The sequence below is a fragment of the Euzebyella saccharophila genome (assembly GCF_014855495.1).
Classification (GTDB): Bacteria; Bacteroidota; Bacteroidia; order Flavobacteriales; family Flavobacteriaceae; genus Euzebyella; species Euzebyella saccharophila.
The window spans coordinates 22,742-44,255 of sequence record NZ_JACYFJ010000009.1; the positions used below are offsets into that span (position 1 = coordinate 22,742).

A 21,514-nucleotide genomic window follows, 5' to 3' on the forward strand; every position below is an offset into this window, starting at 1 on the left:
TGAAAAATGGCGGATTTAGGCAACGTTGGTAAATCCAAAACGGGCATTATGCCCTACTTACTTTTGTTGCTCTTAGCCGTCATTGTCATTTTCTATATTTCCTATACATCATTTCAACAAAATACCGCACTACGCAAGTCTACTGAACTGGTTACCCATACCCAGAACACCATTAATGAAATAAACATGCTGTTTGCCAACTATTCCAGTTCGCAAGCAGATGGGGTACAATTTCTAATAACAAATGATACTACCCTAATCCCCTCAATTGGTGAATATGAAGGACTGGCAGACACCGGTCTTAAAAAACTTCGGCTTCTATTAAGCGACAATAAAGACCAGATCAGGAGACTTCAAAAAGTCCCCACATTTAGCGAAAAACTTTTCAAAGAACTTGGCACCTTAAATACAGAGAACGCACGGCTTATCTTACAATCCAGAGCACTCCGTAACAAGGTACTTCTTATAGAAAACCAATTGGATAGTCTAACGGCCATTCAGGAAGCTATGATCGATGAGGAAAGAAGGTTGCTTAAAGAACGGAGAAAAGAGTATGAGTCCAATGTAACATTGACCCCTACCCATATTTTATACTTTGCCTTATTTGCCTTAGGAATTCTCATGTTCTCCTTCACCAAAATAAACATGGACCGCAAGCAGATGGACACCACCGGTGCCTTTTTGCGCAACATTTTGGACAATACCGATAACATTGTAAACTTCTTTCAACCTATTAGGGATAGCTCCAATAATATAATAGACTTTACCATAGGCTATTCCAATGCCCAAGGAAGAAAAGATATAGAGTTTGTACCCGATGATGCCATAGGCAGAAAGCTTTCTGAAGTTTTCCCCTTTTTAGAACAACACGAGCATGTCTCCTTTTTGGCTGAAGCCATAAAACAAAATAAAGCACTTGAAAAGGAGGCAGAGTATACTATAAATGGCAAAAAAGTATGGTTTCACACCATTGCTTCCCCTTTGGAAAATGGTGTAAGCACTACCGTAAGGAACACCACGCTAGAAAGGGAGGCCGAGAATAAGCTGTTGACATTGAACGAACAGCTGGAAGAACGTAACCGTGCACTTATGCAGACTTCGGGATTTTTACAGAACCTTCTTTCTTCCTTTCAATACATTGTAAGTTACTTTAAAGCTATTAGAAATGAGGCCGGTGAAATTGTAGACTTTAAGATTCTTTACACCAATGAAAAAATTATAGACCTTATGGGCAGGCCTTCCAACGAAATTGAAGGAAAGCGCATCTCAGAGGAGTATCCCTTCCTTTTTAAGAATGGGGACTTTGAAATTTATAAAAAGGTAATTGAAACCGGAGAACCGGAAGAGGTAGAAAGAGAATACAAGCTGCCCAAAGGGGAATTTCTTTTCTGTAATGAAATAGCAGTCCTTGATGACGGTGTCACCATTCTTTCCCAGGATATCACCCAGAGAAAAGTAGCCGAGGAAGAACTTAAGCGTTCTAAGGACGCATTAGAGGTACAGAACACCATATTAAATGATGCCGAAAGAATAGCGGGAATAGGTAGCTATAATCTCAATTTAGATAATGGCACCATGGAGTATTCCGATAATGCATTTCGATTGTTCGGATTTAAACCAGGGGAGTTTGAACCTTCTTTTGAACGCTTTTTGTCATTTTTGAGCCCCAAGGAAGCCAAGCGCTTAAAGGCTAAAAATATCAAGGCCCTAAAAGAAAAGTCAAGAACGCGAAGCAAATACAAAATAAGGACCAAGGACGGCAAAACCAAGTACATGTCCTCTATGGCCCATTTTATAGAAAAGGACGGTCAATCCTTTATGGTAGGCGTTATTAGTGATATTACCGCTAAAACAGAAAATGAACAGAACCTGAAATTAAAGAACAGGGCGCTAAAGAGAACCAACGCAGAATTGGAATCCTTTAACCGTGTTGCCAGCCATGACCTCCAAGAACCGTTAAGAAAAATTCAGATGTTCATTAGTAGGTTATCGGATTTTGACCGAGAGAACCTTTCAGATCGAGGACAACGTTATCTTGATAAAATTGAGGATTCTGCCAACCGCATGCAATTACTCATTAGAAATCTATTGTCTTACTCCAGGATTACAGATACGGAAGTTAGCACACCTATTAAAGTAAATCTAAATGGAGTTTTTGAAAAGGTCTTGGATGATTTTTCTGAAAGGATTAAGGAAACGGAAGCAACTATAAATGTTCCAAATTTACCCTTGGTCAACGGTACCGGCTTTCAATTAGAGCAGCTTTTTAGTAATCTTATTAGCAATGCCTTAAAGTATAAAAAACATGATCAGGCACCCATAATAGATATTTCACATGAAATTCTGGATGCTAAAAAAATAGATGCCGATACTAATTTACCCAAAGGAAAATATCTTCTAATAACCATTAAAGATAATGGCATTGGTTTTGAACAAGAGCTGAGTAAGAAAATATTTGAACTTTTTGAAAGACTCCATGAAAAGCATGCTTTTTCCGGTACGGGCCTGGGGTTAGCAATTTGCAAAAAAATTATAGAAAATCACCGAGGACATATCCAAGCTAAAAGTGAACCTGGAAAAGGTACCACATTTGAAGTATACCTTCCCTTTTAATAAATCTTGATTGCATCCTCTTCCTTTTTATTAGCCCCCACACCTTCTCTTATTGTAAACACCTGTCGTAATCTTATACCTACAAATTAGCGGTTCGTCGAGGGTTTTACAAAATTATATAACGGTATCCCAAAATTCTGTAACACATAACCTTTTTGATTGGGTCATATTTGTGACAAATCATAAGGGGCATGTCTTTAGTAAGGTTTTTCGGTTTAGGGTCGAAGCCAAATAAGAGAGAGCAACACACTCAAAACGAAATCGTTATCAACAACTTTATGCTGGGATTCACAGGCTACCTGTGAGAGATGTACAGCCACAGACTAATGTCCTATTAATATTAAAAACAACAACGCAGCCATGAGAACATTATCACTTCACACATTATCATTAGAAAAAACATTAAATGCTATCAACCTAGCCTTAGGTGGTTCTGTATCAGAATTAGGTAGTGAGAGAATTTTAGAGTTTGACAACGACTACGGAACCGGAACTATAAAGGGAATTACCCTTGAAGGTGGATTATCCTATTTACAATATGATGTTTGCTTCACAGAAGAGTTTAAGATCAGTAATGATCCTACCCCCTCAATGCCATTGTACTTCATGTATTGTCTAAAAGGTCATTTATACCAAAGATTTCAAGATTATAGGGACAAATTATTATTAGATGAGTTTCAAACAGCCATTATGGGTGGTACCAATCATATAAATGAACTCATTTTCCCTAGTAACCAAAGAGTAAAGTTATGCATCATTAGAGCGGTAGATACAAGTACTGATTTGGATAGCAATCTTCCGTCAAGCCTTAAAAATACCATGATGGAATTATTCTCCCATGGTAAGGAACAAGACACTCCTGTAAGATACTTTGGAACTTATAACCTAAGGATCGGTGAGCAGCTGGCTCAATTAGAAAAAATTAAGCAAGAAGGTCTGGTCAAGAAATTACTTATTGAAGGTATCTTGAACCTCACCTTAGCGATGGAAATACAACACTTAAGGTCTGATTTGGAAAACGAACAGAATCCTACCGGTTCCTTAACCCAGTACGAACTTAAATGCATTAAGGAAGTTTCCAGAAAAATTGAGGAACATCCGGAAATTCAGTATTCGATTAAATCCCTATGTATAGATTGTGGTCTTTCCGCTAGTAAACTTCAAGAAGGATTTAAATTATTACACGGTAAAACCGTTTCGGATTTTATTAGAAATGAAAGATTGAACACTGCAGAACGCCTTATTTCTACGACAGACATGAATATTAGTGAAATAGTTTATACAGTTGGTCTGTCCAGTAGGAGTTATTTCTCCAAAATATTTAAAAGAAGGTACAACTGTAGTCCAAAAATGTACCAAGACAATAAAAAATCCTTGGCTGCTACAGCTTAAGGAATCTCACTGCTATGAGAAAGAAAAAAGCTCCGCACAACGGAGCTTTTTTTATTCCTCATCTTCCTTTTTACCCCTTCCCAACATGGTATTGACCATACCATCCTGTACATTTATCCAGAGATAATTGAAAAAGGATTTGGTGGGGTCTCGCTGGGCTTCAATAGACCCATATCTAAATCCTTGTGCATCACTATTGGAACCGTCATTAACAAAAAGGTTTCCCAGAAATGTTAGAAACTTGTTTACTCCCAATCTATCCTTTTTGAGCACTGCAAATTCAAAATCATCATATTTCATTTTAATATCGCCCGTGGAAGAATGGGCATCTCCGCTTATAGTGAAATAAAGCCTGTCAATAGTTCCCTTAGCCTTAGCTCTCAAACTGCTTTCCAAAAAACTGTTCAGTGTATTGGATTTAAAATTTTTGACTATTCCCGAAGCCAAAAAAGTATCATTGTTTTTATTGACATCAAACTCCCAATTGAGCTCAATGGGTGCATGATCCATTAGCAAGGCCTTTGCGTTAATGCTAGTTTTCCCATCATTCTCTACTTTATTGTTTACTTGGGCAATGGTAGCATTTAAGTTATTAAAACTTACCGTACCAGGAGGTACCCCTTCCTTAATCTTCTCTGAGTAGGTGAGATTTCCCTTTTCAATTTCTACTTTTGGCACATGCAGATATATGGGCAATTCCCTAAGCATTTGACTATATAGTTTCTTTTGGCTTACATCATCCTTTACCAACTTATCCCTATATATTTCCGCTTTGGGTTTTATAATTTTTCCATTACCTGTAGCTACGGATAATGAATCTCCTATAAAAGAGACTTCAATAGAATCTAATGTGATTTCAGGAATCTTTAGACTTACATAATCCCTTTCTACAGGAATAAAATCAGACAATTTTTGCCTATCATATTTTGAAGCCAATGTTAAATCCCCTACCCTAACATTTCCATCGTGAAACTTTAATTCCTTCACCGTTAATTTTTCATACTCACCTAAATCCACAAAAACTTCCTTTAAATCCAAATCATAGGGGCCATAGATTACCGGTATTCTTTTTTTAATTTGTTCCGGGCTTGTTTGAATATGGTTAGCCATAAAATTAACTTTGGCTGCCCTAAATGTGACACTATCTTTTTTATGTATAGAAATAGCACCTTCTGCCACTTTCAATTTTTCAACTTCAATGGTTTTTAAAAGACTTACCACCCCTTGTCGTTCCTCATTTGGTTGAGAATAATCTTTTGAAATATAATAATTGACCTCAGGTTCTTCCACGTCTAGTTGCGAAATCACAATTTTGTCCTTAAAAAAGAATGGGCCGTACTCTAAATCAACCAGGGATATAGAATTCAATTCAATTTTGGTGTGTAGATTTAAGGAGTCTCTATCCATAATCTCCATTTGAACATCAGTAACGGTAATACTTCCGTTTATAATATTGGTTTGTATACCATCATATTCCAAATTAATATGGGCCGGAATTTTACGTTGAAGAAAATCAGCTACCCATTCTTCTGCTTTTACATGAACGTAACCTAAAGCCAAAAGAGTTAAAGAGACCAATCCGGTAAGTGCGTATATCGTTATTTTCTTAGTTTGAGAGCTAGACATGTTCTTATTTAAATGGAATATATTTTCCACTTATCAATTACTTCTTTTAAAAACGGAATTCAGAACTTTTTCCAATATTTAATTGACCTTAAAACTCAAATAATTTATAAGTCATCCAGATTTTTTATATTGATAAAATTGAAATGTCACCAACAACTAACACTTGCAAGCTCAACATATGCGCTTCATAAGCCTTTTAATAAATATGACCCTGATTTCACTTAGTGCCCAACACAAAGCTCCTGAGTCCATTAAAGAAGAGGCTATAATAGCCTTATCGCACTACCCTGAACTAACAGAAACTCCGGTCACTTTTAAGTTCAAAAAGAACATTAAAAAATCGACCATGAGGGCACAGCCCGCTTTTTGGAGTTTGTTCAGAGGAAGAAAGAAAAGAAAATATGTGGTATTGATAAGTGAACGCGTCAAAATTTCGGATAGTGTTTACCTTACCAAAGACATACCTAAAAATATAATGGTTGGCTGGTTAGGTCATGAGCTTGGGCACATTATGGATTATAAGAACAGAAGCAGTTTAAATCTTATATGGTTTGGAATCAAGTATACCTTATCGGGAGCTTACCTGAAGGAAGCCGAAAGAGCCGCGGATACGTATGCTGTTAGTCATGGCATGGCAGAATATATTCTGGAAACAAAAAGCTTTATATTGGACAATGCTGAAATTGAAGAAAAATATAAAAACCGTATTAGAAAATACTACCTATCCCCTAAAGAAATTATGATGTTGGTGGAGGAAAAAGAAGAGGTAGAGAGTGATGATTAAAATTCCCGCCTAAATTCATCTCTTCCTTTTAATAATATCTTACTATTTAACTTCTTTTATTTATGTAAACCTAAAGATGGATATCAAAATTTAGGAACAATATACTACATTACGAAAACGTTATAGTTTGAAATAGCATAAGGTTAAAAAAAGTTCAATTCATTTCAAATAACGAAGTATTTTCTTACGTTTACTAAAGAAAAATAAATATATTTGATTCCTGCCAAGCAGTAAAATATATTAGACATACTAACCCCATTTTCAAATGATGTCTAGTTTTATGAGATTAAAAGACCAAATATTGGCCAAATTAAAAGAGTGCCAAAAAGATTATTACAGTAGACAAAATGCCGTTGAAGCCTATCAGATTTTAACCAATAACCTTCCGGATATTGATTTTAATTCTGAAAAGACACTACAGACATTTGAGAGAAACCTAGATGAATTGAAACGTTCTATGACCTTGGTAGATAAGGACCTTTTTGCAAAGACCTTCGCCAGTGCCTGTCTTAATATTTCTTTGGCGATAAGACTATCCAGTACCAAATATTAGTTAAAGGACCCTAGGACTGTTGTTGAATGAACTCTTCCCATTCTGCAAACTTGTCTTCGCCCATAACGCGTTCCATTTTCACTTGCCCACCTTTCTTTTTATTCCTTCCGTTCCAGTCGTAAAACATTTCAGGGGTAACGGTGGTAACTTTTACTCCTTCCAAAGCTTTGGAACGTGCAACTTTGTAATTTTTGTTGGCACTTTTCAAGTAATTGTCCATGGAAGTCGCTAACTTTTCATTATCCACATGGTCCTCAGTTCCTAAATACCAACAATGATAAAACTCGTCTTCTATTCTATTGGCACAAAGCGTATATTCGGGTATTTTCATTGAAAATTCATCTTCCAAAAATTGAACGGCATCATCTAGCTTATTTACCGATAACTGAGAACCTACGGTATTAAGAAAGAATTTAGTGCGGCCGGTAATTTTTATTTCAGCACGCTCTACATCCGTAAATTCTATGGTATCTCCAATAATATATCTCCATGCACCGGAAACCGTGGAAATGATCAGTACATAATCCGTTCCTTTCTCCACTTGGTCCAGCGTAATACTTGGGGCATCCTTTACCAGAGACCCATCTTGGTTGATGTATTCTGGTTGAAATGGTACAAACTCGAAATAAATACCTCCATCCGTTACCAATTGCATGGCATCTGTTTCCGGCCTTGCCTGAAAAGCCACAAACCCCTCGGAAGCCAAATATGTGTCAATGACTGTTATTGGCTTTCCCAATAAAGCATTAAAACTCTTTTTATAGGGTCCAAAAGCTACACCACCAGAGGTGTAAACCTGTAGATTAGGCCATATTTCGTGAATGTTATTTAAGCCGTGGTAATCAATAACCTTTTGTAACATAAGCTCCATCCAAGAAGGTATACCACTTAGGGCTCCAATATCCCAATCTGCGGCTTGTTCGGCAATCTTTTGAACCCTTTGGTCCCAATCATCAATTTCTGCAATTTCTTCGCCCGGCTTGTAGTATCCTCTAAACCAATTTGGAATGTTACTGGCACTAATTCCACTTATTTCTCCCTCTTTATGACCATCAACTTGCTGCAAATCTGTGGAGCTGCCCAACATGAGAATTCCTTTTTCAAAAAAATCTGCGGGCAGGTCAAAGTTGCTTAAAGCATATACCTGCTGAATTCCTGCCTCTCTAATAGCAGCAATCATTTCATCCGTAACCGGAATGCGCTTACTAGTCTTACCTGTTGTTCCTGAACTAAGGGCAAAATAATCAGGCTCTCCAGGCCAAGTGACATCCTTTCTACCTTCGTGTAAAAGATGCCACCATTCATCGTTCATTTTATTATAGTCATGGAAAGGCACCGTTTGGGAAAATCCCACCTCTGGCCGTTTGGCCTTGAGCATTTCCTCAAAACGATAGTTTTTACCAAAAGCCGTATCCTTTGCTTTGGTAAGAAGTTTTTTCAGTACTTCTTGCTGTTCTTCTACCGGATTCTTCTCTCCTGATAACTTATCGCGAACGTCTATAAATCCTTTAATGATATTACCTATTATGGGCATGGCTGTTTTTTGATAAAAGTAAAACAGAAGCCATTGTCTTAGGTGCTTCAAAAAAAAGGAGTTTAGCTCATTATAATTATTCTGTACTTTAGGGCTGTACTTCTGTGAACAGTTCTGCTGGATAGGGAACTTGTTTGCCGCTTATCTTGTAGGTGGGCATCTGAGCGTCTACGTCCTTAAGGTGTTCCGTAAGATCCTTCGCCAATTCTGCCGCCTTATCGCTCTCCTTTTCAATAAGATTATTGGTTTCACCAATATCTTCCTTAAGATTAAAAAGCTCCATTTGTTGGTCTAAATGATAGTAAATGAGCTTCCAATCTCCTTTTCTTATGGTACTGGCCGCTCCAATTCCGGGACCTGAAGGCCCCCATTCATTAGGGTAATGCCAATGCAAGGACCTTAACCCATCATATTCCTTTTCGCCCTTCAAAACTGGCACAAAACTTTGTCCGTCTACCTTTTGTACGGTATTTAAACTATCAACGCCTGCCATTTCCAATATGGTGGGATAAAAATCTTCAATAATTACCTGATATCCGGATTGCGTCCCAGGTTCAATTTTATCTGGCCACTTGGCCAACATGGGTTCTCTAATTCCACCTTCCCTCATAGATCCTTTTCCGCTTGAAAGTGGCAAGTTATGGGTATGCGGGTCTCCACCACCTCGGGCGTGGGCACTGAGGCCTCCATTATCAGACATAAATAGAACCACCGTATTATCGGCCACTTTCTTGTCCTCTAAATATTGCATGATATCACCAAGGCTTTTGTCCATGCCCTCCACCAAAGAGGCGTACTTGGCTTCCGTAGAATCCAATCCCTTTTCCAAATATTTTTGGAAAAACCGCTTATCTGCCATGATTGGCGTATGAACCGCATAGTGGGACATGTACAGAAAGAAGGGTTGTTGGGAAGTTACGGCGGTGTCCAATGCACTAAGCGCCTCTTGAGTTAGGGCCTCGGTTAAAAAAATATCCTTGCCATGATATTTTTCCAATCCCGGTACGGCCCACACTTCCTTGCCCTTTTTTCCATTTCCAAAATTCTCTTCCCCTAAATAGCTTTCCGGTGCCCCAGCTGCATGCCCTGCAATATTTACTTGAAAGCCCAAGTTCATGGGATTTTCCCCCGGCGTTCCAATAGCGCCCAAATGGGCCTTGCCTGCATGTACCGTATAATAACCTATATCACTAAGTGCTTGGGCCAAGGGCATGGCATGAACACTTTTAGGATTTCCGTCAACTGGACTTAGGCCATTTACGTTCCATTCGGGAAATTGTAGGGAATCGTGGTTCTTCTCCATTGGTTGTAGCGAATCTTTGCGCAGCGTCCAATTCGTAACCCTATGGCGAGCAGCATTCATTCCCGTCATTAAGCTCACCCTACTTGGGGAGCAGACCGGTGTGGCATATGCCTGGGTAAACTTCATTCCCTGAGCAGCCAATTTTTCCATGTATGGGGTATGGAATTTTTTATTTTGGGTAGTCTGCTCTGTGTGAAAAGGAACAGATGTATCCTGCCAACCCATATCATCCACCAAAAAAACAACAATGTTAGGAGGTAGTTCTTCTACCTCATCGGATTCACAACCAACAAAGAACAAACAACTTATCAAATAAAAAATATTAATGCTTCTTTTCATTTTCTATTTATTGAAAACAGTTTCTAGCTGATGCCATTGTTTACCCGCTAAATTTAGCGGGCTATTTTTTTGTTTAGGGCCCGGAGTGCTCCTACCATTATCGATAAAGCTTACCAGCAAATCTTTAAGTTCATTGACTTTCTGCGGATATTCTTCAAAAATGTTATGCTTTTCAGAAGGATCTTTGGATAAATCGTATAATTGCTCTTTGGGCATTCCCTCAATTTCTTTTGAGCCGGGCCTTGGACTGCTCCATCCACCGGAACCTGGGCATAGTATTAGTTTAAAGTCCCCTTTCCTTATAGCGAAGCTCCCATTTATAGAGTGGTGTACCGTAGCCTCACGAGCAAACTCCTTATTTCCCGTAAAAATGGGAAGCATGGAAAAACTATCTTCCGCTTCATTCGCATTTAAATCTAGTCCGGCAATTTCGGCACAAGTGGCCATAAAATCCGTGGTACAGATAATTTCATTAGAAATACTACCGGGTTTTATCTTATCGGGCCATTGAACAACAAATGGAACGCGATGGCCACCCTCGTAAATATCAGCTTTGTGCCCCCGGTACGGTCCACTAGGATGATGCCCTTTTTCTGCCAGCAACTCAAAATTTGCTTGCGGAGAACATCCATTATCACTGGTAAAAACAATCATGGTATTATCGGTCAATCCCTCCTTCTTCAGAACCTCCAATAATTGCCCCATGTAATCATCTACCTGCATTACAAAATCTGCATAAGGATTCAAATCACTTTTACCCAACCACTCTTGGGTGGGTAAAATTGGTGTATGTGGTGAAGGCAATGCCAAGTAAAGAAAGAAAGGTTTATTCTCCTTGCCCCTTTCTTTTACGTACTCCATTGATTTTCTAAAAAAGTGTGGAGTTACATCTTCATGGACAAAATCTGCCGCAGTAGGGCCCTCGCGCCACCAGGTATATTTTCCCTTATCAACGGTAACTGTATCCACTTTGGCAGTGGCCATTCCATTTTCAACATAGACATAAGGCGCCATATCCAAGGAACCTGAATGACCGTAGGAATAATCAAAACCCAGCTCTTTTGGTCCATTGCTTATCGGTTTTGTAAAATCCAAGTTCTCGAAATCCCAGGCATTCCAACCTTCTCCGGTAGTATCACTAGCTGTCTTTTGGGCCCAATCCCAACCTAAATGCCATTTTCCAATAAAAGCAGTATGGTATTCGGCCTTTTTAAGCAAGGAGGCTACCGTACTTCTATCATTGGGTATCAACGCTCTGGATTTTCCAGTGAGAACCCCACTTTTTAAAGGACTTCGCCAGTTGTATCTACCCGTTAAGATTCCATATCTTGTTGGGGTACATACGGCTGAGGAAGTATGCGCATCCGTAAATTTTATTCCGGATGCAGCCATTTCATCAATATTAGGGGTGGCAATTTTACCTGCTGGATTGAATGTTTTAATATCACCATACCCCAAATCATCTGCCAACACATATATAATGTTGGGCAACGGCTTTTTCTTTGGAATGGGTGATTTTTCTTTCTTACAATTGAATAACAATAAGGCAAGAACGAGTAAAATAGGTAGTTTGGTCATGTTCTTTTGGTTAAAATAGCTTGGTGCCTAAAAATAAGCAATCAACCTTATACTACCTTGTACAATTTGTATTTTTGCAATAGGATTACTTCCCTTCAATTTTTAAATAAAAAACAGGCTCCTAATAATTGTACTGCATTGTAGACATAGAAACCACGGGCAATAGCATAAAAGGCAATAAGATTACCGAAATATCCATATTTAAATATGACGGATATGAAATTGTAGACGAATTTACCACATTGGTCAATCCCCATTGTGAAATACCCTATTTTATTACCCGGCTTACAGGAATTGACAATGATATGCTCCGCGATGCTCCTACCATTGAGGAAATTGCGCAAAGTATATTGGACATTACCAAAGACACCATCTTTGTTGCCCACAGTGTAAATTTTGATTACAATATTATTAAAAACGAACTGAAGGAAATTGGATTTGAGTTTACCCGAAAAAAACTTTGTACGGTTAGACTTTCCAGAAAGCTTATTCCGGGTTATCACTCCTATAGTTTGGGCAAATTATGCTCTTCTTTGAACATTCCTTTAACAGATAGGCACCGCGCACGTGGTGATGCACATGCCACTACTCTATTATTTCAAAAACTATTAAGGTCCCCCAACGCAAATCAGGTTTTTAAATCCTTTCTAAATGCCCGTTCACAGGAAGCAACGCTTCCTTCTGCATTACCTAAAGAGGTATTTGAAAGAATACCTTCGAAACCAGGGGTTTATTATTTTAAGGATGGAAAGGGAAAGATAATTTATGTAGGTAAGGCCATTAATCTTAAAAAAAGGGTGCTCGGTCATTTCTATGATAAATCTGCCAAGGAAGTACAGCTTTGCAAAGATACGGCAGACATTGATTTTGAATTATCTGGAAGTGAATTGTTGGCACTCCTCATGGAATCGTCGGCCATAAAAAGTCTATATCCCATCTACAACCGGGCGCAAAAAAGAAAAATTCAGCCCTATGGTATCTTTTCCTATGAAGACCGAAACGGCATCAAACACTTAGCATTTAACAAGCTTAAATCTGCTCCGAATGCCATTTATACCCTCTATAGCCCAACGGCATGCCGCCTCTTTATAGAAGAAATCTGTAAAGAATTTAGACTTTGTCCTAAATATTGCCATCTTCAAGAAAATGTTCCTACCTGCTCCCATTATAGACTTAATAATTGCGATGGTATTTGTTCCGGTACTGAAAGTGTGGAAAATTATAATCAAAAGGTAATGGCAGCCATGGAGCACATTAACTCCCAGCGGGCAAATTTTATTATAAAGGAAAAAGGCAGGGATGCTAATGAGGAAGCCCTTATAGTTGTTAGGAACAACGCCTATGCCGGTTATGGTTTTATTGATAAGGAAATGGTCATCAACTCTTTTGAAGACCTGGAGGCTTACGTAGAATTACAGCCAAATACGTTGGAAACAGAGCGTATTATTAGATCTTACATCATGAAGCAACAAGGTACAATTATTCCCATGGAATTGTTACTCGCTGATTCTGTCCAGAAATAATCAATTAAAGACTTTCATCTTTTTTGTTCATTTTCCTGTACATTCTAACAACGAGGAACATCCAGACCATAAAGATGACCAATACCAAAACGGAGTATAGTACGTAGTAGTCCATTGCTTCCCTTTCATTAACAATCGTAGAAATTTAATCTTAGGCCTTTTTTTCTTACTCAGAAGGTTCCCGTATACTTAAAAGGCTAGCCCCTTTTTGCCAAACCACTGATAAACCTGTGAATATTTTCCTACTTAAATTACACAATAAATCCTTAAAAACTTAACTTTTAGTTGGGTTTTCATTAACATTTACGAAATTCTTAATAAAGAGGATGTTTGTATTCTCCATTCACACCAAAAATTGACTTAAATCAGATTTTTTTCAATTGAAAACAATTAGATATGAGATGGTTATAACAAAAAAAGCCGTGGCAATTGCCACGGCTTCGTTATTTAAGTATATATTTTATAAGGTACTGGGGCAAACATAGTCGGTAACTTCAGCTCCTGCATTTTTAAGAGCTCCAAAACCACCATCCACATCAATAAGGTTGTGGATTCCTCTACTTTTTAAAATAGAAGCTGCTATTACAGAGCGGTAGCCGCCGGCACAATGTACAAGAAATTCATCCTTTTCGGGAAATTCCGAGAGGTGCTTATTAATGAAATCAAGCGGGGTATTTTCAGCATCAATAACATGCTCAGACTGGAATTCACTGGGTTTTCTCACATCAAAAACCGGAACGGATTCCTCATCAATTTTGGTTGTAGCTTCATCCGCTGTAATTGATTCAATAGAGTCAATTGCTTTCCCGGAATCCTTCCAAGCTTCAAATCCTCCTTTTAAATATCCAATAGTACCATCAAAACCAACCCTTGATAATCGAGTCACGGCCTCTTCCTCCTTTCCTTCCGGACAAACCAATAAAATGGGCTGTTGCGTATCTGCAATCAAGGCCCCTACCCAGGGAGCAAAGTCTCCATTGAGACCTATAAAGATGGAACGCGGCACATGGCCTTTTACAAAATCCTTTTGGTGCCTAACATCCAAAACTACAGCACCGGTCTCATTGGCGGCTGTTTCAAACTCCTCAGGGCTTAAAGCCGTGGTACCTCTGGTAAGTACTTCACCAATATCTTCATAACCCTCTTTGTTCATTTTTACGTTAAGCGGAAAATACTTGGGTGGCGGTAGAAGCCCGTCCGTCACCTCCTTTATAAATTCCTCTTTGCTCATATCTTGACGGAGGGCATAATTGACCTTCTTTTGATTTCCCAAAGAATCAACCGTTTCTTTCATCATATTTTTTCCGCAAGCAGAACCTGCTCCATGTGCCGGATATACAATCACATCATCAGCAAGTGGCATAATTTTGTTTCTCAAACTTTCATAGAGTAAACCTGCCAATTGCTCTTGGGTCATATCTGCTGCCTTTTGGGCCAAATCGGGTCTACCTACATCTCCCAGAAAAAGCGTATCTCCAGAAAATATGGCGTGGTCCTTGCCCTTTTCATCCTTTAATAGATAGGTGGTACTTTCCATAGTGTGCCCGGGAGTGTGAAGCACATAAATACTCACATCTCCCAACTGAAAAGATTCTCCATCTTTGGCAATAATGGCATCAAAGGAAGGATTGGCATTGGGCCCGTAAATGATAGGAGCTCCCGTTTCTTTTGAAAGGGTCACATGACCACTTACAAAATCCGCATGAAAATGGGTTTCAAAAATGTATTTGATTTGGGCACCTGCATCTTGGGCACGCTTGATGTAGGGTTCTACTTCCCTTAAAGGGTCTATGATTGCCACCTCTCCCTTACTCTCAATATAATAGGCTCCTTGGGCTAAACAACCTGTATAAATCTGTTCTATTTTCATTTTATCATTTTTGATCAATCGCCCTCTATTCCATAAAGTATATAATTCCAAAGACGATAAATATTGAAATACAAAAATACCCTAAACCCAAAGATTACATTGTAACATTGGTTACCGTCTTCTTAGGTTCTGGTACGCGACCTTCTCACTTAATGGAGAAGGAACGGTAGTATCATCAAAATAGGCAACTGCCTCCTTTGTCTGTACAAATAGATGTTTTTTAGACAAAACGTCTATTAAACCACTGCTAAAAATGATATCCCGTGTAGGTCCTATAGCCCCGGCAATGTAGAATTGCAAGTTTTTGTCGTGTAGGTCCTCTATTATCCGTATAAGCATTTGAGCTGCACTAGAATCTATATAATTAATAGCTTCCGCATTTAGGATAATCCCCTTCAATCCCTCTCCTTTTGCCGCGATGTACTTATAAAGCAGTTTTTTAAAATAGTTTTTATTTCCAAAATACAATTGGGAATCAAACCTTACTACCAACAAATCATTTCTAACATCTATGTCCTCTCCAAATCGGTCAATATTCTTATAATAATCAGAACCCTCTATCTTTCCAAGAACTGCAAAATGCGGTTTGGAACTTTTATAGACCATTAGTAATAGGGAAAGTAGCACACCCAGAAGAATTCCTTGCGTAATCCCAATAAATAGGGTAGCCAGAAAAGTAAGGATTAAAATGGCCAATTCATCTTTTCTGTAAGCCCATAAACTTTTTGGATATTCGACATCTACCAAACCCACAACAGAAACCATAATGATACTTGCCAATACAGCATTGGGAAGGTAATAGAACAAAGGCGTAAGAAACAACAGGGTGATTACGATCATTAAGGAGCTGAACAAAAGGGATAAAGTTGTTTTTGCCCCTACTGAACCATTAATTGCCGAACGGGAGAAACTACCGGTTACCGGGTATGATTGAAATAAAGAACCTAAAAGATTGGAAGAACCTATGGCAATAAGTTCTTGATTAGGGTCTACTGTTTCCTCCCCATTCTTCTCCTCGAGTGATTTTCCAATGGAGATAGCCTCTAAATAACCAATTAAAGCCAAGGTAAGGGCTATAGGAGCTAATTTTATAATACTTGGAACATCGAATTGAGGTAATTGAAAATGTGGAAGCCCCGTAGGAATTAAACCAACTATTTTAACCCCATAGGATTGAAGCCCCATCGCATACACAAAAAGAATGGCAACAATGACCACCACCAACACTCCTGGAAACCTTGGTCTCCATCTTTTAAAAAGCACGATGGCCATAATTCCGGCAATACCAATGGTAAGGTCCAAAAGATTCGTCTCCGGAATTTTCACCATCGCATTGTATAACATTTCATGAAACAGGCCACTTCGCTCCACCGAAGTACCTAACAGATGCTTTAATTGACTGAAAATAATAATGATGGCTGCCGCCGATGTAAAACCACTAATGACGGGTTTGGAAAGAAAGTTGACTAAAAAACCCATCCGCAGAAATCCCAAAACAATTTGGATGGCCCCTACCATGAAAGCTAAAAGAAGGGCCATTACCACATAATTCTCTCCCCCGGAGGTAACAAAAGGTGCCAACGCTGCGGCCACCAAAAGTGAATCCATAGCAACGGGACCAACGGCCATTTGTCTAGAGGTTCCCAAAATAGCATACACTACTACGGGCACAAGAGAGGCATACAGTCCGTAAACCGGGGGTAGCCCGGCTATCATAGCATAGGCCATACCCTGCGGGATCAATATAATTCCAACAGTTAGGCCGGCAATCATATCTTTACCTAACCACTTGCGGTCATAGGTTGGCAACCATTGTAAGAATGGTAAAAATCTGCGCATACTATAAAACTACACATTTAATGTTTTGATGTAGAAATTGGCGTTTGGAAAAACATGCCTTACAAGTCCACTACCTTAATTTCGTGCCGGTGCATCTTTATTTTTCCTTCTTTTTCCAATTTTTTAAGAAGCCTGGAGATTACCACTCTAGAAGTATTTAAATCATAGGCTATTTCTTGATGGGTAGTATGTATACTGTCGTCATGATTTACTTTGGCCTTGTCCCTTAGGTGCTTGAGCAAACGTTCATCCATTCTTAAAAAGGCAAGGGTGTCCACCGTTTCCAAGAGCTCCATCATACGGGTATGATAACTATCTAAAATAAATTGACGCCATGATTGGTATTTGGCCATCCAAAGCTCCATTTGCTGCACGGGAATCATGAGCAGTTCCGTATCACTTTCGGCAATTGCCCTTATCTCGCTCTTGTGGGTACCCATGCAGCAAGACAGGGTCATAGCACAGGTATCTCCCCGCTCTAGGAAATACAATAACAGTTCGTCCCCATCCTCATCTTCCCTTAAAATCTTTATGGCCCCTTCTAAAAGTAAGGGCATGTGTGTAATATTTTGGCCAATATCCATAATCACAGAACCTTGAGGAATACTTTTCTGCAAGCCTACTTTGGTAATTTCCTTAAAAAGCTCCTCCTCGAACAAATAGCCGTAAAACTGTTGTAACTTTTCTTTCATCCTATGCTAGCTAACGGAAATTTTAACCCTAAAAACCTGGTCATCGTTTCCTAAAAATTGGAAACCATCATTTAAATTCTTCTGTTCCACATCATACGGATAGAAGGTAATTGGCTCCAGACAGATCATATTTTCAACTTCTGTCCACAACATAAAATTCTGGAAGCCCTCTGTTTCAACAGTCACCTCTTTTTCATCCTTTAGTACGATTTTTTCACAATCAGCCACCTTGTACGCCCGGCTACCGATCGCTAATACCTCTTTAAGAGAAATTTTTCTAGCACCGGCCAAAATAGTGGGGTTTTCATTGTGAAGTTTAAAGGCAGGATGGTAACCCAACATAAATGGCATATCCCTCTCCCCGGAGACAACAAACGAAATCTCCAATCCGGCTTCCGTTAATAGAAACTGCTTTTTAAACAGAAAGCCATAAGTGTAATAGAGAAATTGCTTATTACTTTTCTCGGGAAATTTGCTGTTGCGCACCGGACTTCTCTCTTTGTATTCTTTCTTAAAGACGGCACTTACGGCAGAACTAGTTTCTAATTCATATTCCAGCTCCCTTAAAATACCATGCTGGTCCATGATGGCAATATCCCTAGGGGTCTGTACTTGAAAGTGGGCTTCTGAAGTTGGACCAATTATTGGGAACATTTCCGTATCCGAGCTTCTCCAACCAGGACTACCTTTTTGATGAATGACCTCATGCCCATCTACTTGGTATCCTACAAGTTCGCCTTTATCTATTTTAACTGTTTGATTTCCGTTCTGTAAAATCACCATAACCAACTTAAATTTATCGTTCGCAAATTACATAGTTCCGTAATCGTAAACATACCCAAAGCAACTGAACATCAGCCTACAGCGTTTCCCTTACTAAAATACCTACTCGAACTGTATTGCCTTAACGGGCGTTATTTTGGTAATAATGTACGAGGGTATCAATAACATTAAAAGACAAAGTATCAAAACACCAACATTTAATACTATCACTGTTAGAACATCTATGTGTACGGGTATGTAATCTATATAATATTCTTGTGGATTAGGAAATTTCAACACCTTAAATTTATGCTGAACGTAAATTGCCCCTAGTCCTAGAAGGTTGCCCCAAAAGAGTCCAATACCAATCAAGTACGCCGCATTGTACAGAAAAACCTTTCGAATGCTCCAATTGGCAGACCCCAGCGCCTTTAATATACCGATCATGGGCGTTCTTTCCAATATAAGCACTAACAGGGCCGTAATCATGTTAAATCCACTTACGATGATAACTATCCCTAAAATGAGGAAAATATTAAAATCGAACAATCCGATCCACTCAAAAATCTTGTAATATTTATCTACTATGGTCTGGGTATCCAATGTGGACAAGGTCTTTCCATAAATTTCATTGCTCTTTTCCTGTAGCTGATCAAAATCATCCAAGAAAACCTCAAAGTTTCCAATTTGGTCGTCACCCCACTTATTCATACGCTGAATGTGACGGATATCGGTAAATACGTACACCCCATCAAACTCCTCAAAACCACTATCGAACAAGCCCGTAATAGTAAATTTTCGTTGGTTGGGTAATTGGGAAACATCGTCATCTTTAAGAAAAAAGGCGTAAAAACTATCTCCTGTGGACAGTTTAAGTCGGTTGGCCATTAGGCTGCTCATCAACACTTGTGAATTGAGTTTTCCAGTGAAATCCGGTAGTTCGCCCTCCACTAGATACTCTTCAAAACCAGACCAATTGTAATCTTTTCCCACCCCTTTTGCCAAGATACCTTCAAAGGTTTCTTGGGTACGGATAATGCCACCCTTACTGGCTATGGCCTGCACATGGGTAACTCCCTCAACATCCTTAAAACTGGGATAAAAATCCTGATTTAGGTCAACGGGAACTACCGAAACATCCGATGCATTATTATCGTAATTAGAAATTTGGATATGTCCGTTAAACGCAGCAACTTTTTCACGTATTTTGTACTTGAGTCCAACGCCGGAAGCAATGGCCACTAACATCATGATCATACCAAGTGCAATAGCGGTAATTGCTATTTTTATTATAGGAGCGGAAATACTAATTTTGTGCGCCGCTCCCTTGATAAGCCTCTTGGCCAAAAAATATTCAAAATTCAAATTATGGCATTTTTTTCCTCCTTCAAAAGTACATTTTTCATTTGGTTTTTGGTGCTTTCCTCTTGTGGTAACAATGACAAAGTGCATCATACCGAAGGTGCCACAGCAGTACAAGCTAAGGATAGTGTAATTCCGCTTCCGGTCACCGTGGGTGCCAATAGGACAAAATTGTACCTTGAGGAATTAAAGGACAAAAAGGTGGGAGTTGTTGCCAACCAGACAAGCGTTATATTTAAAGATAGCGAAAAAGAACCTTCCTACGTTCATTTGGTAGACTCCCTATTGTCCCTGAATGTACAAGTACAAAAAGTTTTTGCTCCGGAACATGGTTTTAGGGGTGCTGCCGATGCTGGTGAAAAAGTACAGGACGGGACGGATCCAAAAACGGGTTTACCGCTTATATCCCTATATGGAAAAAACAGAAAACCCACTGCCGATCAATTAAAGGATTTGGATATTGTAATTTTTGATATTCAAGATGTGGGCGTACGCTTTTATACCTATATAGCCACCTTACAGTTAGTTATGGAGGCCTGTGCAGAGAGTAAAAAACCTATCATTGTATTGGACAGACCCAACCCCAACGGCCATTATGTTGATGGGCCCACCATGGAAAAAAAACATAAAGGATTCCTAGGCTTGCAGGAAATACCGTTAGTTTACGGTATGACCATAGGAGAATATGCCACTATGATCAATGAAGAAGGATGGCTGGAAGGTGGCAAGAAGGCCAACCTAAAAGTGATACCGCTTGAAAACTGGACGTATGAAACCGTCTATTCTCTCCCTATAAGGCCTTCCCCTAATTTACCCAATGACAAGTCGATTAACCTATACCCTAGCTTAGGGCTTTTTGAAGGCACTAATGTTAATGCAGGTAGAGGAACGGAATTTCAGTTTCAGCGCTATGGGGCTTCCTTTTTAGATAGCACCCAGTACAGCTTTAGTTATGTGCCTATGCCTAATTTTGGCTCAAAGCACCCTAAAGAAGAGGGCAAAAAGTGTTTTGGAAAAGATTTGTCCCAAATACCTACAAAAAACGAAGTTTCACTGCACTGGGTAATAGATGCCTACATGAACTCGGGAGACAAATCCAACATTTTCATTACCTCGGGTTTCACCAAACATGCGGGTACGGAAACTCTTCAGAAACAAATTGAAGATGGTATGACCGAGGAAGAAATTAAGAAAACGTGGCAGCCCCAGTTAGAAGCGTTCAAGAAAATAAGGGCCAAATATTTAAGGTACTAACTTATTTTTAAATTCAGGATTATCTTTCGAACGTTGATCCAGAAAAGGTTGACTGTAGTGGATAATCTTTCTGAAAAATCTGCCAATAAAAGAAGGTTTTTTTCAAAGTTGGCAATATCCGCTTTGTTTAGGCCATGGAGGTGGGGATCAAAATAGGCCATGTTCCAATCTGAAAAGCTTCTTTCTTCATCCATTTCCTCACTTACCAATCTTACATTAGAATGGCGGACATCTTTAGAAATGATTTGAAACAATTTGTTCACTTCCTCCCTATCGCCCTCTAAAATCTGTACAAAAGCTCCATTGTGATATACAAGGCAACCTGTTATGTTCTGTACTTTGTTATGATCTCGTGCCTGCTCAAGAATTCTATCAATGCCCAGTTCATCAAAGGACACACATGCATTTGATTCATACGTTAACTTGTAAATCATTGAGCAAATATAGAATAGTTTGCTTTTTAGGCAATTGTTATAGGCCTTACATTCGA

General features: G+C 39.0%; 16 protein-coding genes. 6 read left to right on the top strand and 10 right to left on the bottom strand.

Translation table 11 applies throughout. The features are described from left to right. Window positions 1–48: 48 nt before the first annotated feature. Window positions 49–2,613, top strand: coding sequence for an ATP-binding protein (locus IL355_RS18470; protein WP_192463575.1), 2,565 nt, complete (start codon window positions 49–51; stop codon window positions 2,611–2,613). Window positions 2,614–2,973: 360 nt separating this feature from the next. Then, complete coding sequence (locus tag IL355_RS18475; protein ID WP_192463576.1) at window positions 2,974–4,005, top strand: helix-turn-helix domain-containing protein; 1,032 nt, start codon at window positions 2,974–2,976, stop codon at window positions 4,003–4,005. A gap of 51 nt (window positions 4,006–4,056) precedes the next feature. Here the strand turns inward: IL355_RS18475 and IL355_RS18480 are convergent, their stop codons facing one another. Continuing rightward, window positions 4,057–5,631 (bottom strand): hypothetical protein, encoded by a 1,575-nt coding sequence (locus IL355_RS18480; RefSeq protein WP_192463577.1) that lies wholly within the window; start codon window positions 5,629–5,631, stop codon window positions 4,057–4,059. Window positions 5,632–5,836: 205 nt separating this feature from the next. Here IL355_RS18480 and IL355_RS18485 point away from each other — a divergent pair, with 205 nt between their 5' ends. Both IL355_RS18485 and IL355_RS18490 read left to right on the top strand, forming a co-directional pair. Beyond that, complete coding sequence (locus tag IL355_RS18485; protein WP_192463578.1) at window positions 5,837–6,415, top strand: hypothetical protein; 579 nt, start codon at window positions 5,837–5,839, stop codon at window positions 6,413–6,415. Window positions 6,416–6,695: 280 nt separating this feature from the next. Further along, complete coding sequence (locus IL355_RS18490) at window positions 6,696–6,968, top strand: hypothetical protein (protein WP_192463579.1); 273 nt, start codon at window positions 6,696–6,698, stop codon at window positions 6,966–6,968. 10 nt (window positions 6,969–6,978) lie between these two features. Here the strand turns inward: IL355_RS18490 and IL355_RS18495 are convergent, their stop codons facing one another. The 3 genes from IL355_RS18495 to IL355_RS18505 all read right to left on the bottom strand — a co-directional run bounded on the left by IL355_RS18495 (window position 6,979) and on the right by IL355_RS18505 (window position 11,722). Then, window positions 6,979–8,502 (bottom strand): GH3 family domain-containing protein, encoded by a 1,524-nt coding sequence (locus IL355_RS18495; RefSeq protein WP_192463626.1) that lies wholly within the window; start codon window positions 8,500–8,502, stop codon window positions 6,979–6,981. 88 nt (window positions 8,503–8,590) lie between these two features. Further along, the gene (locus tag IL355_RS18500; RefSeq protein WP_192463580.1) at window positions 8,591–10,144 is read right to left on the bottom strand and encodes a sulfatase; all 1,554 of its coding nucleotides are present in this window, start codon (window positions 10,142–10,144) and stop codon (window positions 8,591–8,593) included. Window positions 10,145–10,147: 3 nt separating this feature from the next. Then, window positions 10,148–11,722 (bottom strand): sulfatase family protein, encoded by a 1,575-nt coding sequence (locus IL355_RS18505; protein WP_192463581.1) that lies wholly within the window; start codon window positions 11,720–11,722, stop codon window positions 10,148–10,150. 128 nt (window positions 11,723–11,850) lie between these two features. Here IL355_RS18505 and IL355_RS18510 point away from each other — a divergent pair, with 128 nt between their 5' ends. Continuing rightward, window positions 11,851–13,245: an exonuclease domain-containing protein gene (locus IL355_RS18510; RefSeq protein WP_192463582.1), complete on the top strand. Its 1,395-nt coding sequence runs from the start codon at window positions 11,851–11,853 to the stop codon at window positions 13,243–13,245. Window positions 13,246–13,705: 460 nt separating this feature from the next. On the opposite strand, the gene IL355_RS18515 is transcribed toward IL355_RS18510, so the two are convergent. The 5 genes from IL355_RS18515 to IL355_RS18535 form a co-directional block, all read right to left on the bottom strand. Then, window positions 13,706–15,115: an MBL fold metallo-hydrolase gene (locus tag IL355_RS18515; RefSeq protein WP_192463583.1), complete on the bottom strand. Its 1,410-nt coding sequence runs from the start codon at window positions 15,113–15,115 to the stop codon at window positions 13,706–13,708. A gap of 111 nt (window positions 15,116–15,226) precedes the next feature. Further along, on the bottom strand, window positions 15,227–16,954 hold the full coding sequence (locus IL355_RS18520) for a SulP family inorganic anion transporter (RefSeq protein WP_192463584.1): 1,728 nt from the start codon (window positions 16,952–16,954) through the stop codon (window positions 15,227–15,229). A 59-nt stretch (window positions 16,955–17,013) separates the two neighbouring features. Next, entirely contained in the window at window positions 17,014–17,646 is a 633-nt protein-coding gene (locus tag IL355_RS18525; RefSeq protein ID WP_192463585.1) for a Crp/Fnr family transcriptional regulator, read from the bottom strand. A 6-nt stretch (window positions 17,647–17,652) separates the two neighbouring features. Beyond that, window positions 17,653–18,429 (bottom strand): aldose epimerase family protein, encoded by a 777-nt coding sequence (locus tag IL355_RS18530; RefSeq protein ID WP_192463586.1) that lies wholly within the window; start codon window positions 18,427–18,429, stop codon window positions 17,653–17,655. 102 nt (window positions 18,430–18,531) lie between these two features. Next, complete coding sequence (locus IL355_RS18535; RefSeq protein ID WP_192463587.1) at window positions 18,532–19,773, bottom strand: ABC transporter permease; 1,242 nt, start codon at window positions 19,771–19,773, stop codon at window positions 18,532–18,534. 3 nt (window positions 19,774–19,776) lie between these two features. On the opposite strand from IL355_RS18535, the gene IL355_RS18540 reads away from it, so the two are divergent. Next, window positions 19,777–21,024, top strand: a complete 1,248-nt coding sequence (locus IL355_RS18540; protein WP_192463588.1) for an exo-beta-N-acetylmuramidase NamZ family protein — start codon at window positions 19,777–19,779, stop codon at window positions 21,022–21,024. Here the strand turns inward: IL355_RS18540 and IL355_RS18545 are convergent. Next, window positions 21,021–21,458: a BLUF domain-containing protein gene (locus IL355_RS18545; protein ID WP_192463589.1), complete on the bottom strand. Its 438-nt coding sequence runs from the start codon at window positions 21,456–21,458 to the stop codon at window positions 21,021–21,023. The two genes, IL355_RS18540 and IL355_RS18545, sit on opposite strands and share 4 nt — an antisense overlap. Window positions 21,459–21,514 lie beyond the last annotated feature (56 nt).

Bases quoted from the DNA above. Each gene is read 5' to 3' on its own strand.
- IL355_RS18470 (WP_192463575.1), top strand. From the start codon at position 49: ATGCCCTACTTACTTTTGTTGCTCTTAGCCGTCATTGTCATTTTCTAT.
- IL355_RS18475 (WP_192463576.1), top strand. From the start codon at position 2,974: ATGAGAACATTATCACTTCACACATTATCATTAGAAAAAACATTAAAT.
- IL355_RS18480 (WP_192463577.1), bottom strand. From the start codon at position 5,631: ATGTCTAGCTCTCAAACTAAGAAAATAACGATATACGCACTTACCGGA.
- IL355_RS18485 (WP_192463578.1), top strand. From the start codon at position 5,837: ATGACCCTGATTTCACTTAGTGCCCAACACAAAGCTCCTGAGTCCATT.
- IL355_RS18490 (WP_192463579.1), top strand. From the start codon at position 6,696: ATGAGATTAAAAGACCAAATATTGGCCAAATTAAAAGAGTGCCAAAAA.
- IL355_RS18495 (WP_192463626.1), bottom strand. From the start codon at position 8,502: ATGCCCATAATAGGTAATATCATTAAAGGATTTATAGACGTTCGCGAT.
- IL355_RS18500 (WP_192463580.1), bottom strand. From the start codon at position 10,144: ATGAAAAGAAGCATTAATATTTTTTATTTGATAAGTTGTTTGTTCTTT.
- IL355_RS18505 (WP_192463581.1), bottom strand. From the start codon at position 11,722: ATGACCAAACTACCTATTTTACTCGTTCTTGCCTTATTGTTATTCAAT.
- IL355_RS18515 (WP_192463583.1), bottom strand. From the start codon at position 15,115: ATGAAAATAGAACAGATTTATACAGGTTGTTTAGCCCAAGGAGCCTAT.
- IL355_RS18520 (WP_192463584.1), bottom strand. From the start codon at position 16,954: ATGCGCAGATTTTTACCATTCTTACAATGGTTGCCAACCTATGACCGC.
- IL355_RS18525 (WP_192463585.1), bottom strand. From the start codon at position 17,646: ATGAAAGAAAAGTTACAACAGTTTTACGGCTATTTGTTCGAGGAGGAG.
- IL355_RS18530 (WP_192463586.1), bottom strand. From the start codon at position 18,429: ATGGTGATTTTACAGAACGGAAATCAAACAGTTAAAATAGATAAAGGC.
- IL355_RS18540 (WP_192463588.1), top strand. From the start codon at position 19,777: ATGGCATTTTTTTCCTCCTTCAAAAGTACATTTTTCATTTGGTTTTTG.
- IL355_RS18545 (WP_192463589.1), bottom strand. From the start codon at position 21,458: ATGATTTACAAGTTAACGTATGAATCAAATGCATGTGTGTCCTTTGAT.